This window comes from Corynebacterium sp. HMSC063G05 (assembly GCF_001810555.1).
Taxonomy (GTDB): domain Bacteria; phylum Actinomycetota; class Actinomycetes; order Mycobacteriales; family Mycobacteriaceae; genus Corynebacterium; species Corynebacterium jeikeium_D.
In genome coordinates, this window is the sequence record NZ_KV801849.1 from 1 (window position 1) to 13180 (window position 13180).

Consider the following 13180-nt stretch of genomic DNA (forward strand, 5'->3'; position numbering starts at 1 on the left):
CACACACCCCACCCAAAGACACAAAACCCCAGGTCGACAGACGTGAATCAACGTCCCATCTGTTCAAAAGAGTTGTTAACCAGAAGCTGCCAGTCCGCTCCTTTGATGAAACCCAAGAAGAGCTACAGCTACTGTCCACGAAGTCTTCGGTGATAATCCTCGAAGGCTTCTCTGGAAGAATGTATTCGCTCCTTTCGCTGACTGTCCGTGGTTTTCCTGACAATGACTTCACGGTCGTAAAAATTCCGCTGGAATTCATCCTCCAGTCCGACCATGTCGGAAAGGCCACCGATGAAGGCATCATATTCACGGATAACGATTTCGTTTTGCCTATCTTCAACGGTGTAGAACACATTTGGGTTTTCAACCGTCAATCGGCCTGGCGTGCTCTGCGGGCTCACCCGCCGAGAAGCAACCTCACCCTGAAAATCGTGGGCTTGTTCGGAGCCCGTTTCTGACGCACGCTGAGACTTCTTCGAGAAACGCGCGATAATCCGACCCATCAACGAGCCTCCCCGTCCAGCACGGTTTTCATGTCTTGGACTCATCGCTACCACCTTTGCTTCGGCTTCTACGCTCCCTTTAAAACAACTAAGGCTCCAAGCTGACCAGGAGCAGATGATTCTGAAATCATCAATCCCCTAGCCTGCCCGGAGCCCTAGCCCAGCTACCTAAAAGGAATCAAGCTGCATAAACACCAATTAATCGAGAGATTAGCAGCGCGCCTACACAAAGACCAACCAGCACCTACACGAACTTCACACCAGCGAAGTTCTTCTTACCGCGGCGCAGCACGATCCACTTGCCGTGCAGCAGGTCCTCGGCAGCTGGCTCCCACGCTTCGTCCTCGATGCGCTGGTTATTAGCGTACGCGCCACCTTCCTTAATGGTGCGGCGTGCCTCGCCCTTCGACTTGGCAAGACCCGCAGCGACGAGAAGGTCGACAACAGTACGCGGCTCGCCCTCAGCAATCTCCGCAACCTCAGTCTCCGAGACGGCGCCCGCCAGGGTGGCCTCGTCCAGCTCGGTCAGCTCAGCGCGGCCAAACAGGGCCTGCGCTGCCAGCTCAACAGCCTTGGTGGCCTCTTCGCCGTGGACCAGGTTGGTCATCTCCTGCGCCAGACGACGCTGCGCCTCACGCTTGAACGGACGCTCCGCAACAGCAACCTCGTACTCCGCGATTTCCTCCTGAGACAGGAAGGTGAACCAACGCAGGTAGTCAATAACAACCGAGTCACCAGCGTTGAGGAAGTACTGGTACCAGGAGTACGGCGAGGTCTTTTCAGCGTCCAGCCACAGCTTGCCGCCACCGGTAGACTTACCGAACTTCTGACCCTGCGCATCGGTCACCAGTGGCACGGTCAGGCCGTGCACCTTGGCGCCGTCGATACGCCTGTTCAAATCGACACCAGAGACGATGTTGCCCCACTGATCACCGCCGCCAATCTGCAGCACGCAATCGTAGTTGCGGCGCAGCTGCACGTAGTCGTTGGACTGCAGCAGCATGTAGGAAAACTCGGTGTAGGAGATACCGTCAGACTCGAGGCGACGCTTCACGGTGTCGCGGTCGAGCATGGTGTTGAGGGAGAAGTTCTTGCCGACATCGCGAAGGAAGTCAATGACGGACATGTTCATAGTCCAGTCCGCATTATTGACCATTGTCGCCGGGGCATCGCCCTCAAAGTCAATAAAACGACGCAGCTGGCCCTTGATGGCCTCCAGGTTGTGCTCAATGGCGTCTTGGCTGAGCATCGAACGCTCACCGACATCACGCGGATCGCCGATGAAGCCCGTAGCACCGCCTGCCAGTGCAATTGGGTGGTGACCGGCCAGCTGGAAACGACGCAACATAATCATCGGAACCAGGTGGCCCGCGTGCAGCGAATCGCCCGTTGGGTCAAAACCGCAATACAGAGTAATGGGGCTTTCGCACGCCTCGCGCAGCGCGTCAACATCGGTGGACTGATTAATCAGGCCACGCCACTGTAGTTCGTCGATAATGTTCTGTTCAGTCACGTCCCCTATCGTAACGTCTCGCTTGCCGACGTTCACCGCGAGGGTGACCTAGAACTCCTCAACGGCCTTCTTGTGGCGACGATAGGCTGAGACGGAATCGTCCGGAAGCCACAGCCGCCACGGCCGATTCGCCGCTCGCCGAACGCCCACACGCGGGCCTGCGTGGACATCTTTATCCGGGTTGATGCTCTCTGGCTGCGCCACGAACACGCGTGACGACGGATCCAGCGCATCTGCCCCATAGTCATTTAAGTCAAGGCCAAGCGCCTGACCAACATTGCCCGGACCACGTCCGAGACCCGCAACTGCTGGCTTTTCACCGCGGCGACGGCGCACCGCATCCAGGCCCTGCTCAATGCGTACGGAACGGACCAATACTCCCCCGCCCGTGCCGTCCGTAGCGCTGGTGATATTGGCACAAAAGTGGATGCCGTAGGAGCGGTAGATATACCAATGTCCCGCCGGGCCAAACATGGCGCGATTGCGTGCGGTTGGCCCCATGAAGCAGTGCGCGGCCGGGTCGGGATAGCGCTGGTCAACTGGGCCACCATAGGCCTCGACCTCCGTGATGGTGGCGATAACATGCTCAGCGGGGATGACAATTACGCGGCCGAGCAGTGTCTTCGCAGCCTCAATGGGAGCTCCCGACAGCACAGTGCGGTCGAGGGCGCTGTAGCCGTCGGGAAGCGGGAAAGGCAATTACTTGTCCCAGGCGATAGCTTCGTCGGAAAGCATGACCGGAATGCCTTCGTCGATGCGGTAGGCGATCTTCAGGCGAGGATTGACCAGCACCTGCTCATCTTCGAGGTATTCAAGCGGCCCCTTGTCACGCGGGCAAGCGAGGATATCAAGGAGTTTCGGATCAAGGCTCATAGTCCACTACCTTACCGAACTGAATTGCCAGGGTGTCACGCTGACCTTCCAAAGCAATCAGGTTGTCCTGACCGATTGCATCCTGGATCTTCTGAACCGCGGAATGCAGCAGGTCGATGGATTCCCGAGCCGGATTCTCGGCTTTGTGACGCAGACGCTCCGGGACCGCGAGGTAGGAGTTGACTGTCTGCGGCAAGTACTCCTGGATAATGCCGCCGATGACCACCTTCTGCTCGGGATAATCTTTGAGATACTTCCACTCGCTCAGGACGGATTCCAGCGTCGCACCCAGGTCATTTGCGGCGTTGCCAAGAGCTTCGCCAGGCTGGGCATCGAAAAGCCTGCCCAATGTCCGGTGAAGATTCCTACGCAGCTCAGATGGATTGAGCGGGCGACGCTGTGGGATCTCAGGCTTCGGCGCCGAACTAACGGACTTCTGAGCCCCTTTGCTCTGCCTCGGCAACAAAGCAACCGACGCGCCCCAGGCGGCAATCGCAACAACCGGCCACAGGAAACCAAGCCCCACGGTCAGGTGCAGCAGCACGACGGCGATGGCAAGGATGAGCCCGACAATGTTGGCGGGACTGTTGAGAAAGCCACCGCCAGAGGAAGTTCCGGAGGATTTACTGGTAGCCACGAATCTCCTTGAACACATCAGCAAGCTCGGTCTCACGGGATTCAAAGACCTTACCACCAGTCAGGTTCGCAAGTTCCTGCATTTCTCCCGGATCCGCCTCTCCATAGCGGATGACGAATACCGGCGGCAGATTCCCGCCCTTGGACTGGTAGAAATCACGGAATTCCGCAAAGCTCTTGCCCGACGTCACCTGACCATCGGTCAACACCACGATAGACGGGATGGAGTTCTTATCCGAGCTGCCGAGAAGGTCGAAGGCCTGAATCAGTGCGTCGTAAAGCGCCGTCTCGCCCTCTGCGTACAGACCATCGACGGCGGCGGTGAGCTGCGCGCGCGATTCCGGGCCGTCAATTGTCGTGGTCGTGGGCTCGCCGACGCTCGTACTGAACGGCAGGATCGTCGCGATCTCACGGTTTCGCAATCCCACGCTTCCCGTTTCGGTGCGTGCACTGCCGTCGACGATTGCGCGCATTGTCGCCTGTAGATCAGCGATGCGCTCCCCGAACATTGAACCGGAAGTGTCGAGAACAAAGACCGACTCTCCGGGCACGCGCAGGTCATTGTCGTACGCCTCGATGAGACGATCCGTGACTGCGCGATCACCCGGGAACGGCAGCTCGATAATGACGCTGTTGGTCATGCTTTCCGGCAGGTTGGCGTCATCGGAGACCGGGCGAAGGAAGTGGTCGGCGAGAACCTGCGAGTTCGCTTCCAGCCACTGCCCGAGTGCCTCCGTCTGCCGCGCGGCAAGGTCGTTAGCCGGCTGAGCTAGTGGCGTCAGCGGGTAATCCGCACTGATGACACCGTCGCTCGGAACAACAACTTCCAGGTCAGCGCCCTCTTTATTCATCTGCTGCAACACAGCTTCATAGTTGATGAGCGCGTCGACGGAGTCCGGCTCATCCAGGAACTTGTCGCGCAGCCACCCCGACGAACCCGAGGTCATCTTCTGCCCCTCGAAGAACTTCTGCAGTTCAGGCGTGGTGCGGTTGATATCCCCCGTAGTCAGCGCCGATCCGGTGTCGGCGAACGCGGTCGCAACCGACACCACACCGGAAAAGCCCGAGTTCGATTCCGCGGGGTTGGTCATGCCGTAGGCCAATTTGCCTGACGACGCAGCCTCCGCGATCTCAGCCCACGTCGGCTGCTTGGTATCCCAACCGAGCTCCCGAGCCTTCGCCGAATGGATACCGAACGCTACGGGTGAGGTGGCGACTTTCTTGGCTTCGCCCAGCTTGTCAGCCCCACCGAGCAGATCAACGTACCGGTTGGTAGCAAACCAAGTGGCGTCAAATTGGTTGTCGAATTCGCCTGAGACAAGCGCGTGGCTGTTCTTCACGGTGCCGTCGAGAAGCTCAAGGTTAATAGTAAAACCGAGGTCGTCGGAGGCCTTTTGCATCAGTGGCTGGAGCTCTGCAAGCTCCGTGGCCCCGGCGATGCGCATAGTCGAGCCCTTGAGGTCAGAATCGACGTCGACTTTGTTGGTCTTCTCCCCGTCGGAGCCCAGCGGCAGGTTCAGGCCACCGTCGGAGCAGGCCGCGGCAGCGAAGATGCCGAGCACACCGACGAGGCCAAGAAGCATTTTGCGGAGGGCAGTTAGTGCCTTATCCATGTTCATTCGGCTTTACCCCTCTTCTGTTTCCGGCCTCGGTGGGCTCTGGTATCCACGGGACACACCCTCAATAAGCTGCTCGAGGATGTCGAAACTCGGCGGATCAATGGAGTCCACAAAATCGGTGGAGACCTCCTGGCCCGTCTTCAACTGCGTCTGGAATTCCTCCATCGCCTCAGGCTGGCTGGAGCGGTAACCGTGCTTGGCCGCCAGCTTCTGAAGCTCAGGGTCTTCGGCGAGGAGCCGTGCGACCGCAGCTCCATTGTCGTTAAAACCCAGCGCCACGTGAGTACTCAGAATCGTCGGCGATGGATACGCCAGGCGCATTTCCGACTTCAACCGGCTGTTCGGGGCACTGTTCTCCCCCAGGAACTGCGACTCGTAAACCATCACCATTGGCTTCGAACCGACACCCTGCGAGAGGTAGTCCGAAAATGGACCAGCCGACGAGGATTCCGTGTACCCCTGGCCGGTGAACAGAGGGGTGAGCTCCGGCAAGACCGCATTGACCTGCCCATTGTCAGACACAATCCGGCCTTCATTGGTAATCCAAGACATGAGCGACAAGTACATTGCGGCCGAGTTCGACGAACGAATGTCCGTTGTGGACATCTGCACCGTGCGCGGCGACGGATAATCGCTCTCCGCGAAGTCACGCCAGCGGACATTGTCGTGCTGCATCGTGGCCAGCGCTGCCATATCTACCTGCCACGTAGTGCCCTGTTGGCGAGCAACATTTTCCCGCGCCAATGCCTGCAAGATGTTGTCGAAAGTAGCGATCGCCATCGGTGTGTAGAAGACGTCGTACCGCTCAGCGCCGCTCATTTTCTCGGCAATTTTCTCCGCTGCCGGTGCCGACGACGGGAATGCCAAGTCGAAGGAATCCAGATCCACATCCGTGGCCATCCGACGCGAACCCGCCGTCTTTACTTCCACCACATAGCCGTGAGAGGCAAGAGCCTTCTGGACCTCTTTGTCTTCGAAGAAGGGCTTTTTCTCAGAGCCAACAATCGCCTTGACGACGGTCTTTTCACCACCGAAGAAATCACGGTTTCCTCCGGAGCTGCCACCAGAAAAACCTGGAATACTACCGCCGCGACCGACATAGACTGCAACAGCCGCGATGACAATCAAAATGACTGCAAGAATTGCCCCCGGGCCCATGCACCCTTTCTTGCTACCACTCTGATTTTTATTTTTATCTCGTGAGCTGCGATTTCCACCGCTCGACCGCGTACTTTCCGCCATGAAATTATGGTAAGAGACCCGGCCAAACCTGGCAACAGATATAGAAATAATCAGTAATCTGCGTCACTTCGGGGGGGGGGCACCCTGGCATTACAAGGTTACTGGTGGCGTCGGATCGATCCGAGTTACTGACTGCGTTTATGACTGGCGGCGGCGGGTCGAGCCGAGTTACTGACTACGTTTATGACAAAAATGGCCCGAAAAATGGCCTGAAAGTGTCATAAACTTACACAGTTTCACATTTGCAGCCCGTATTCGCACGTGGAGCCCGTAATTTTTCGGGTGGCCAGTTATCGGGTTGATAGTTACCGGGTCATCAGTTGTCGGGTTGCTGGTTTTTCTCCTCCCCCCCCCCGGGCTGTAAAAAATCGGCGTGCGGTCGATTGACCGCACACCGATTAATTAGCTGCGTTAGCTGGGCTAGCAGGTTTGCTAGCTCTAGCAGCTTTAGCCGCGAACCGGCTTTTCAGCCCACTGCTTCAGCTCGGTATTCTTCTCGTCAACGCGAGCGAGCTGCTCTGCAACACGGACACCCGCGGTGCCGCCGCGAGTATCGCGGGAAGCGACAGCACCGTCAATAGTCAGCACTTCACGGACCTTCGGAGTCAGTGCCGGGTGGATACCGGCGAGGTCCTCGTCGGAAAGCTCGTCCAGACCGATACCGCCCTTGGACTCTGCGATGCGGACACACTGGCCGGATGCCTCGTGAGCGTCGCGGAACGGTACGCCCTCGCGGACCAGCCACTCAGCCAAGTCCGTGGCCAGGGTGTAGCCCGCCGGAGCGAGCTCGCGCAGACGGTCTTCGTGGAAGGTCAGCGTTGCCACCAGGCCGGTCAGGGCCGGCAGCAGCAAGGTTAGCTGCTCAACCGAGTCCACCAAAGGCTCCTTGTCCTCCTGGAGGTCACGGTTGTAGGCCAGCGGCTGCGCTTTCAGCGTGGCCATAAGACCAGCGAGGTTACCGATCAGGCGACCGGTCTTACCGCGGGTCAGCTCTGCCACGTCCGGGTTCTTCTTCTGCGGCATGATGGAGGATCCAGTCGACCAGGCATCAGCCAGAGTGACGTAGCCGTACTCCGGGGTGGCCCAGTAGATGATTTCCTCTGCCAGGCGAGACATGTCCACAGCAATCTGGGCGAAGACAAAAGCCGCCTCAGAGGCGAAGTCACGCGAAGAAGTGCCGTCAATGGAGTTGTCCGTGGCAGAGTCGAAGCCGAGCTCCTCCGCGATGGCCTCCGGATCCAGGTGCAGCGAAGATCCCGCGAGCGCACCGGAACCGTACGGGGACACAGCCAGTCGACGGTCGAGATCGCGGATGCGGTCCAGATCGCGCAGCAGCGGATGCGCGTGAGCCAGCAACTGGTGGGCCAGCAATACCGGCTGCGCTGCCTGGGAGTGGGTCTTGCCCGGCATGATGGCATCCGGATGTGCCTTGGACTGAGCCACCAGGGCGGCAACCAGGTCAGTGACATCCAGTGCAACGCCGCGCACGGCATCGCGCAGCCACATGCGGAACAGAGTTGCCACCTGGTCATTGCGGGAACGACCAGCGCGCAGGCGACCGCCGACCTCCGGGCCGACGCGATCAATCAGACCGCGCTCCATGGCACCGTGGACGTCCTCATCTGTCGGCTCTGGACCAAATTCGCCGGAGGCAACGTCGCGACCGAGCTGATCAAGGCCTTCGATCATGGTGTCAAAGTCGGCATCGCTGAGCAGCCCACGGGCATGCAGCACTCGGGCGTGGGCCTTGGACGCAAGAACGTCGTAAGGCGCGAGCACCCAGTCAAAATGGGTGGACTTGCTCAATGCGGCCATCGCCTCGGACGGGCCACCGGCAAAGCGGCCGCCCCACAGGGAGCCTTCGTTGGTACCGTGCTTTTCGACCATTGTCTTTTCCAATAGGCCTTTCGCTCTAGTCGCTCTGGAGAAGCTTTACAGTTTGAAGTCGCGCTTTGCGGCCATCTTCGAGGACAGGCCGTGCAGCTCGACAAAACCGCGAGCCAGGGTCTGGTCGAAGGTGTCGCCCTCGTCGTAGGTAGCCAGGTTGAAGTCGTACAGCGAGGTGTTCGAACGACGACCGTTGACGTTGCAGTGACCTGCGTGCATGACCATGCGGATGTCACCGGAAACGCCCTTCTGGGACTCCTCGATGAAGGCATCCAGCGCGCGCTTCAGCGGCGAGAACCACAGGCCGTCGTAGACCAGGTTGGCCCACTCGCCCTCGACCTGACGCTTGTAACGAGCCAGCTCACGCTCAACGGTGACGTCCTCGAGCGCTGCGTGTGCGGTCATGATGGCAATTGCGCCCGGAGCCTCGTAAATCTCGCGGGACTTAATGCCGACCAGGCGGTCTTCAACCATGTCCAGACGACCGATGCCCTGAGCACCAGCGCGGCGGTTCATCTCTTCGATGGCCTCAAGCACGGAAACCTTCTTGCCGTCGATGGCAGTCGGCTTACCGTCCTCGAAGGAGATGATGACCTCGTCCGGGGAGCTGAAGTTCAGGGTCGGATCCTCGGTGTACGCGTAGACATCCTTGGTTGGTGCGTTCCACAGGTCCTCCAGGTAGCCGGTCTCAATGGCGCGACCGAAGAGGTTCTGGTCAATGGAGAACGGAGAGGACTTGGACTGCTCAATTGGCAGACCCTTCTCCTCAGCGAAGGCAATAGCCTTGTCGCGGGTCCAAGCGAAGTCACGAGCCGGTGCAATAATCTTCAGATCCGGGGCGGTGTTGGCGAAACCAACCTCGAAACGGACCTGGTCATTGCCCTTACCGGTGCAGCCGTGTGCGACGTGAGTGCCACCGAACTCCTCTGCGGCCTTCGCCATGTGCTTAACAATCAGCGGGCGAGACAGTGCAGAAACCAGCGGGTACTGCTTCATGTAGAGACCATTGGCCTTAATGGTCGGCAGGCAGTACTCCTCGGCGAACTCGTCCTTAGCGTCGACAACGACAGCTTCGACAGCGCCGGCGTCCAGAGCGCGCTGACGCACGGACTCCATGTCCTCGCCGCCCTGTCCGACATCGATGGAAACTGCGACGACCTCGCCGTCGGTCATTTCCTTGAGGTACGGAATAGCAACGGTGGTGTCGAGGCCACCAGAGTAAGCAAGAATAACCCGGTTGGTCATAGGGTAAGCGCTCCTTTAATCGGTGCTTTAAAGCATTTCGTGGAATAGTTTACTGGTTCGTTCCGGCGGCTAGACGCTGGGCTAGGTCAGCGCCGGAAAGTGGTTCTCTAGCCAGGCACATTACGGTGTCATCTCCCGCAATTGTGCCAACGATTTCTTTGAGTCCCGCACGGTCAATCACACTGGCTAGATACTGTGCGGCTCCCGGTGGTGTACGCACAACCGCGATGGTGCCCGAATGATCAATGGAGACCAGCAGCTCGTCTAAAACGCGCCGCATCCTGGCCACTGCCCCGCTGGAGACAGCGAGTGCATCTTCGACGATGGAATACCGCGAACCGTTGGCTCCATCGCGAATCTTTCGGGCTCCCAGCTCATCGAGGTCTCTGGACAACGTCGCCTGCGCAATCTCAATGCCTTCGTCGGCAAGCAGCTCGACGAGCTGAACCTGACTGGACACGTGATGCTGCGCCAGCAGGTCAGCGATGCGCGTCTGCCTAGCTGTGCGAGAACCTGGTTGTGCTGCGGTCATGACCTTACTGCCTCTCCACCAGCCAGGTCAGCAACGCCTTCTGAGCGTGCATGCGGTTTTCCGCCTCGTCGAAGACTACCGACTGCGGGCCATCGATGACCTCGGCGGTAACTTCGTTGCCGCGGTATGCCGGCAGGCAGTGCAGGAAGATGGCATCCTCATTTGCCTTGGCCATCAGCTCAGCGTTGACCTGGTACGGCAGGAACGGAGTACGACGATCCAAGCCGTCGTTCTCCTGCCCCATGCTGACCCAGGTATCGGTGATGACAACGTCGGCACCGGCAATGGCCTCATCGACGTCCGCGGTCACGGACACGACCGCTCCGGTCTGTTCCGCGACCTTCTTGGCACGGTCGACGTAGACCTGCTCCGGCTGGAAGTCCTCCGGTGCACAGATGGTGACGTCCAGACCTGCGGTGGCGAAGCCCACAAGGTAGGAGTTGGCCATGTTGTTGGCACCATCGCCGAAGTACACAGCCTTCTTGCCACGCAGTCCCGTCTGGCCTTCCTCCGGGCACTTGTGCTCGATGATGGTCTGCAGGTCAGCGAGAATCTGGCACGGGTGGAACTCGTCGGAAAGCGCATTGACAATCGGCACCGTCGCGGTCTCAGACATGGCCTCCAGCCCTGACTGCGCGTAGGTGCGCCAGACAATTGCCGAGACAAAGCGGCTGAGCACAGCAGCGGTGTCCTGGTAGGTTTCGCCCTTGCCCATCTGCGAGTTACCGGTTTCGACCACAATCGCGTTGCCGCCCAGAGCTGCGATACCAGCGTCGAAGGAGAAACGGGTACGAGTCGACGTCTTGTCGAACAGCACCGCAACCGACTGTGGCCCCTCAAACGGACGTCGGGAGTACGGCGCTACCTTCAGCTCTGCAGCCAACTGCAGCACCTCAGCCTGCTCCTGTGGAGTCAGGTCATCATCGGCGAGAAAATGACGGAGCATCAGTTTCTAATTCCTTCCTTTGTTGGCGACAGCCTCAACGGCGTCGTTCAGGCAGGCATCAATCAACTCGACGGCGCGGTTGACTTCCTCATCGCTGAGGTTCAACGGCGGCACAATACGCAGCACATTCGCCTGCGGAGCGTTCAGAATGACACCACGTTCATAACCGGCGTTAACCGCTTCCTTCGCCAGGTTCTCGCGCAGCACCAGTCCAAGCATGAAGCCGCGACCACGCACGTGATCGACATGGCTTAACGACGCGAGCTTGCGAGCCAGGACCTTGCCCTTCTCGGTGACTCGATTGAGCAGCTTTTCTTCTTCCAGCGTCTCGATGACGGCCAGGCCGGCAGCGGCACAGACCGGATTGCCACCAAAGGTGGTGCCGTGCGCACCAGGAGTAAACAGTTCCGCTGCGCGGCCGTTGGCGATGACAGCACCCAGCGGCAGGCCGCCGCCGAGCCCCTTCGCCAGGGTCATAACATCCGGCACGATGCCATCGTGCTGGTGGGCAAACCACTGGCCGGTACGGCCGATGCCGGTCTGTACTTCGTCGACAATCATGAGAACGTCGAAGCGCTTGGTCAGTTCGCGGACGGCAGCGAGGTATCCCTCTGGCGGTGCGACCACACCGGTCTCACCCTGAATTGGTTCCAGAATCACCGCAGCGACACCCAACGGATCGGATTCGATGGTCTTGGTGAGGAAGTCAATGTCACCGTACGGCACGAACTCGACTCCACCCGGCATCGGTTCGAACGGGGTGCGCTTGTCGGGCTGACCGGTCATGGCAAGTGCGCCCATGGTACGGCCGTGGAACCCGTGGTGGGTAGCGATAATGCGATTGCGCCCCGTCAACCGCGCCAGCTTGAACGCGGCTTCATTGGCCTCAGTGCCGGAGTTGCAGAACATAACTCGGGTGTCATCAGTGTCCCAGCCAGTGAGCTCAATGAGCTTCTCGCCCAGTGCCAACGGTGGCTCAGAGGCGAAGATGTTGGACACGTGCCCCATCGTGGAAATCTGCTTGGACACAGCTTCCACGATGGCCGGATGTGCGTGACCCAACGCGTTGACTGCAATACCGGCGAGCAGGTCCAGGTATTCCTTGCCCTCGGAATCCGTGACAATAGCGCCCTTACCCTGCACAAGCTCAATGCGCGGCGTGCCGTAATTGTTCATCATCGTGTGTTGCCACTGCTGCTTGAAGTCGCTCATGTCGTCTTTCGACCTGCCTAACATGTATGTCGGTAAATTCTTGTCCGTCTTTTCTGCCTTATCCGGGTTCTACCATTGTGCCGATACCGCCGGAAGTCATCAGCTCCAGCAGCACCGAGTGTGGCTGGCGGCCGTCGATAACGTGGGCCGCAGGCACTCCCTGATCCACTGCGTTCAGGCAGGACTCCATCTTCGGAATCATTCCGGAATCCAGCGTCGGGAGGATTTCTCGCAGATGCGAAGTGGAAATCCTTGACACCAGCGAATCACGGTTCGGCCAATCCGTGTAGAGACCCTCGACATTAGTCAGAATCACCAAACGGTTCGCGTTAATTGCCGATGCCAGTGCACCTGCTGCCGTGTCGGCGTTGATGTTGTAGACCTCTTTGCCATCAGCGGACGGCGCAATCGTAGAGACCACCGGAATACGTCCGGCATCAATCAGGTCCAATAGCGTTTCCGAGTGCACCTCGGTGATATTGCCGACCAGCCCGATATCTGTTTCCTTGCCGCCGACGTTTACCGTTCGTCGAGTACCAGTGAACAGGCCTCCGTCCTCACCAGAGGTACCCACTGCATAGGGGCCGTAGGCGTTGATGAGGTTCACCAGTTCGCGGCCGACCTGCCCGAAGAGCACCATGCGGACAATTTCCATGACCTCCGGAGTCGTGACACGGAAACCGCCTCGGAACTCTCCCTCCAGCCCCAGGCGCTTGAGCATCGACGAAATCTGAGGGCCGCCACCGTGGACAACCACCGGCTTCACCCCCACGGTGCGCAGAAAAACCATGTCCTGCGCGAAGGCCTTCTTCAGTTTCAGGTCGGTCATCGCGTTACCGCCGTACTTGACCACCACAATCTTGTCGCGGTGGTGCTGCAGCCACGGCAGTGCTTCCGCCAGCACATGTGCCCGCTGTTCGAAGGACAGCCCTTCGGTCAACTGGTGAACCATTGCAGAGTCTCCTCAAAACC

Annotated in this window: 13 protein-coding genes; 1 reads left to right on the forward strand and 12 read right to left on the reverse strand. The window is 59.1% G+C overall.

The window, feature by feature from the left end; translation table 11 throughout:
- Window positions 1–458: hypothetical protein (locus tag HMPREF2751_RS10845; protein ID WP_210383670.1), on the forward strand; the 458-nt coding region annotated here is incomplete at its 5' end.
- A 289-nt stretch (window positions 459–747) separates the two neighbouring features.
- Here the strand turns inward: HMPREF2751_RS10845 and tyrS are convergent.
- The 12 genes from tyrS to argB all read right to left on the reverse strand — a co-directional run bounded on the left by tyrS (window position 748) and on the right by argB (window position 13160).
- Window positions 748–2052, reverse strand: a complete 1305-nt coding sequence (gene tyrS, locus HMPREF2751_RS04535) for a tyrosine--tRNA ligase (RefSeq protein WP_070549327.1) — start codon at window positions 2050–2052, stop codon at window positions 748–750.
- A gap of 12 nt (window positions 2053–2064) precedes the next feature.
- The gene (locus HMPREF2751_RS04540) at window positions 2065–2715 is read right to left on the reverse strand and encodes a DNA-3-methyladenine glycosylase (RefSeq protein WP_049193935.1); all 651 of its coding nucleotides are present in this window, start codon (window positions 2713–2715) and stop codon (window positions 2065–2067) included.
- The gene (locus tag HMPREF2751_RS04545) at window positions 2716–2889 is read right to left on the reverse strand and encodes a Trm112 family protein (RefSeq protein WP_005511714.1); all 174 of its coding nucleotides are present in this window, start codon (window positions 2887–2889) and stop codon (window positions 2716–2718) included. It lies immediately after the preceding gene.
- A complete protein-coding gene (locus tag HMPREF2751_RS04550; RefSeq protein ID WP_049193936.1) occupies window positions 2879–3526 on the reverse strand; it encodes a hypothetical protein in 648 nt (215 codons plus the stop codon). The genes HMPREF2751_RS04545 and HMPREF2751_RS04550 overlap by 11 nt, the downstream gene beginning before the upstream one ends.
- Complete coding sequence (locus HMPREF2751_RS04555) at window positions 3513–5144, reverse strand: VWA domain-containing protein (protein ID WP_083229242.1); 1632 nt, start codon at window positions 5142–5144, stop codon at window positions 3513–3515. The genes HMPREF2751_RS04550 and HMPREF2751_RS04555 overlap by 14 nt, the downstream gene beginning before the upstream one ends.
- 6 nt (window positions 5145–5150) lie before the next feature.
- Window positions 5151–6302, reverse strand: a complete 1152-nt coding sequence (locus HMPREF2751_RS04560; protein ID WP_069359382.1) for a hypothetical protein — start codon at window positions 6300–6302, stop codon at window positions 5151–5153.
- 531 nt (window positions 6303–6833) lie between these two features.
- Window positions 6834–8273: an argininosuccinate lyase gene (gene argH / locus HMPREF2751_RS04565; protein ID WP_049170381.1), complete on the reverse strand. Its 1440-nt coding sequence runs from the start codon at window positions 8271–8273 to the stop codon at window positions 6834–6836.
- Between the two features lie 45 nt (window positions 8274–8318).
- Window positions 8319–9518: an argininosuccinate synthase gene (locus HMPREF2751_RS04570; RefSeq protein WP_016422894.1), complete on the reverse strand. Its 1200-nt coding sequence runs from the start codon at window positions 9516–9518 to the stop codon at window positions 8319–8321.
- A 49-nt stretch (window positions 9519–9567) separates the two neighbouring features.
- Window positions 9568–10050 (reverse strand): arginine repressor, encoded by a 483-nt coding sequence (locus HMPREF2751_RS04575; protein ID WP_005511719.1) that lies wholly within the window; start codon window positions 10048–10050, stop codon window positions 9568–9570.
- A 4-nt stretch (window positions 10051–10054) separates the two neighbouring features.
- On the reverse strand, window positions 10055–10996 hold the full coding sequence (gene argF / locus HMPREF2751_RS10725; protein ID WP_070595570.1) for an ornithine carbamoyltransferase: 942 nt from the start codon (window positions 10994–10996) through the stop codon (window positions 10055–10057).
- A gap of 6 nt (window positions 10997–11002) precedes the next feature.
- Window positions 11003–12208 (reverse strand): acetylornithine transaminase, encoded by a 1206-nt coding sequence (locus HMPREF2751_RS10730; RefSeq protein ID WP_049170375.1) that lies wholly within the window; start codon window positions 12206–12208, stop codon window positions 11003–11005.
- A 58-nt stretch (window positions 12209–12266) separates the two neighbouring features.
- Window positions 12267–13160 (reverse strand): acetylglutamate kinase, encoded by an 894-nt coding sequence (gene argB, locus HMPREF2751_RS04590; protein ID WP_016422897.1) that lies wholly within the window; start codon window positions 13158–13160, stop codon window positions 12267–12269.
- Window positions 13161–13180 lie beyond the last annotated feature (20 nt).

What these genes read in the sequence shown, in the direction of transcription:
- HMPREF2751_RS04575 (WP_005511719.1), bottom strand. Translation starts at nt 10,050, where the DNA reads ATGACCGCAGCACAACCAGGTTCTCGCACAGCTAGGCAGACGCGCATC.
- HMPREF2751_RS04560 (WP_069359382.1), bottom strand. Translation starts at nt 6,302, where the DNA reads ATGGGCCCGGGGGCAATTCTTGCAGTCATTTTGATTGTCATCGCGGCT.
- argF (WP_070595570.1), bottom strand. Translation starts at nt 10,996, where the DNA reads ATGCTCCGTCATTTTCTCGCCGATGATGACCTGACTCCACAGGAGCAG.
- HMPREF2751_RS04570 (WP_016422894.1), bottom strand. Translation starts at nt 9,518, where the DNA reads ATGACCAACCGGGTTATTCTTGCTTACTCTGGTGGCCTCGACACCACC.
- HMPREF2751_RS10730 (WP_049170375.1), bottom strand. Translation starts at nt 12,208, where the DNA reads ATGAGCGACTTCAAGCAGCAGTGGCAACACACGATGATGAACAATTAC.
- argB (WP_016422897.1), bottom strand. Translation starts at nt 13,160, where the DNA reads ATGGTTCACCAGTTGACCGAAGGGCTGTCCTTCGAACAGCGGGCACAT.
- HMPREF2751_RS04555 (WP_083229242.1), bottom strand. Translation starts at nt 5,144, where the DNA reads ATGAACATGGATAAGGCACTAACTGCCCTCCGCAAAATGCTTCTTGGC.
- argH (WP_049170381.1), bottom strand. Translation starts at nt 8,273, where the DNA reads ATGGTCGAAAAGCACGGTACCAACGAAGGCTCCCTGTGGGGCGGCCGC.
- HMPREF2751_RS04545 (WP_005511714.1), bottom strand. Translation starts at nt 2,889, where the DNA reads ATGAGCCTTGATCCGAAACTCCTTGATATCCTCGCTTGCCCGCGTGAC.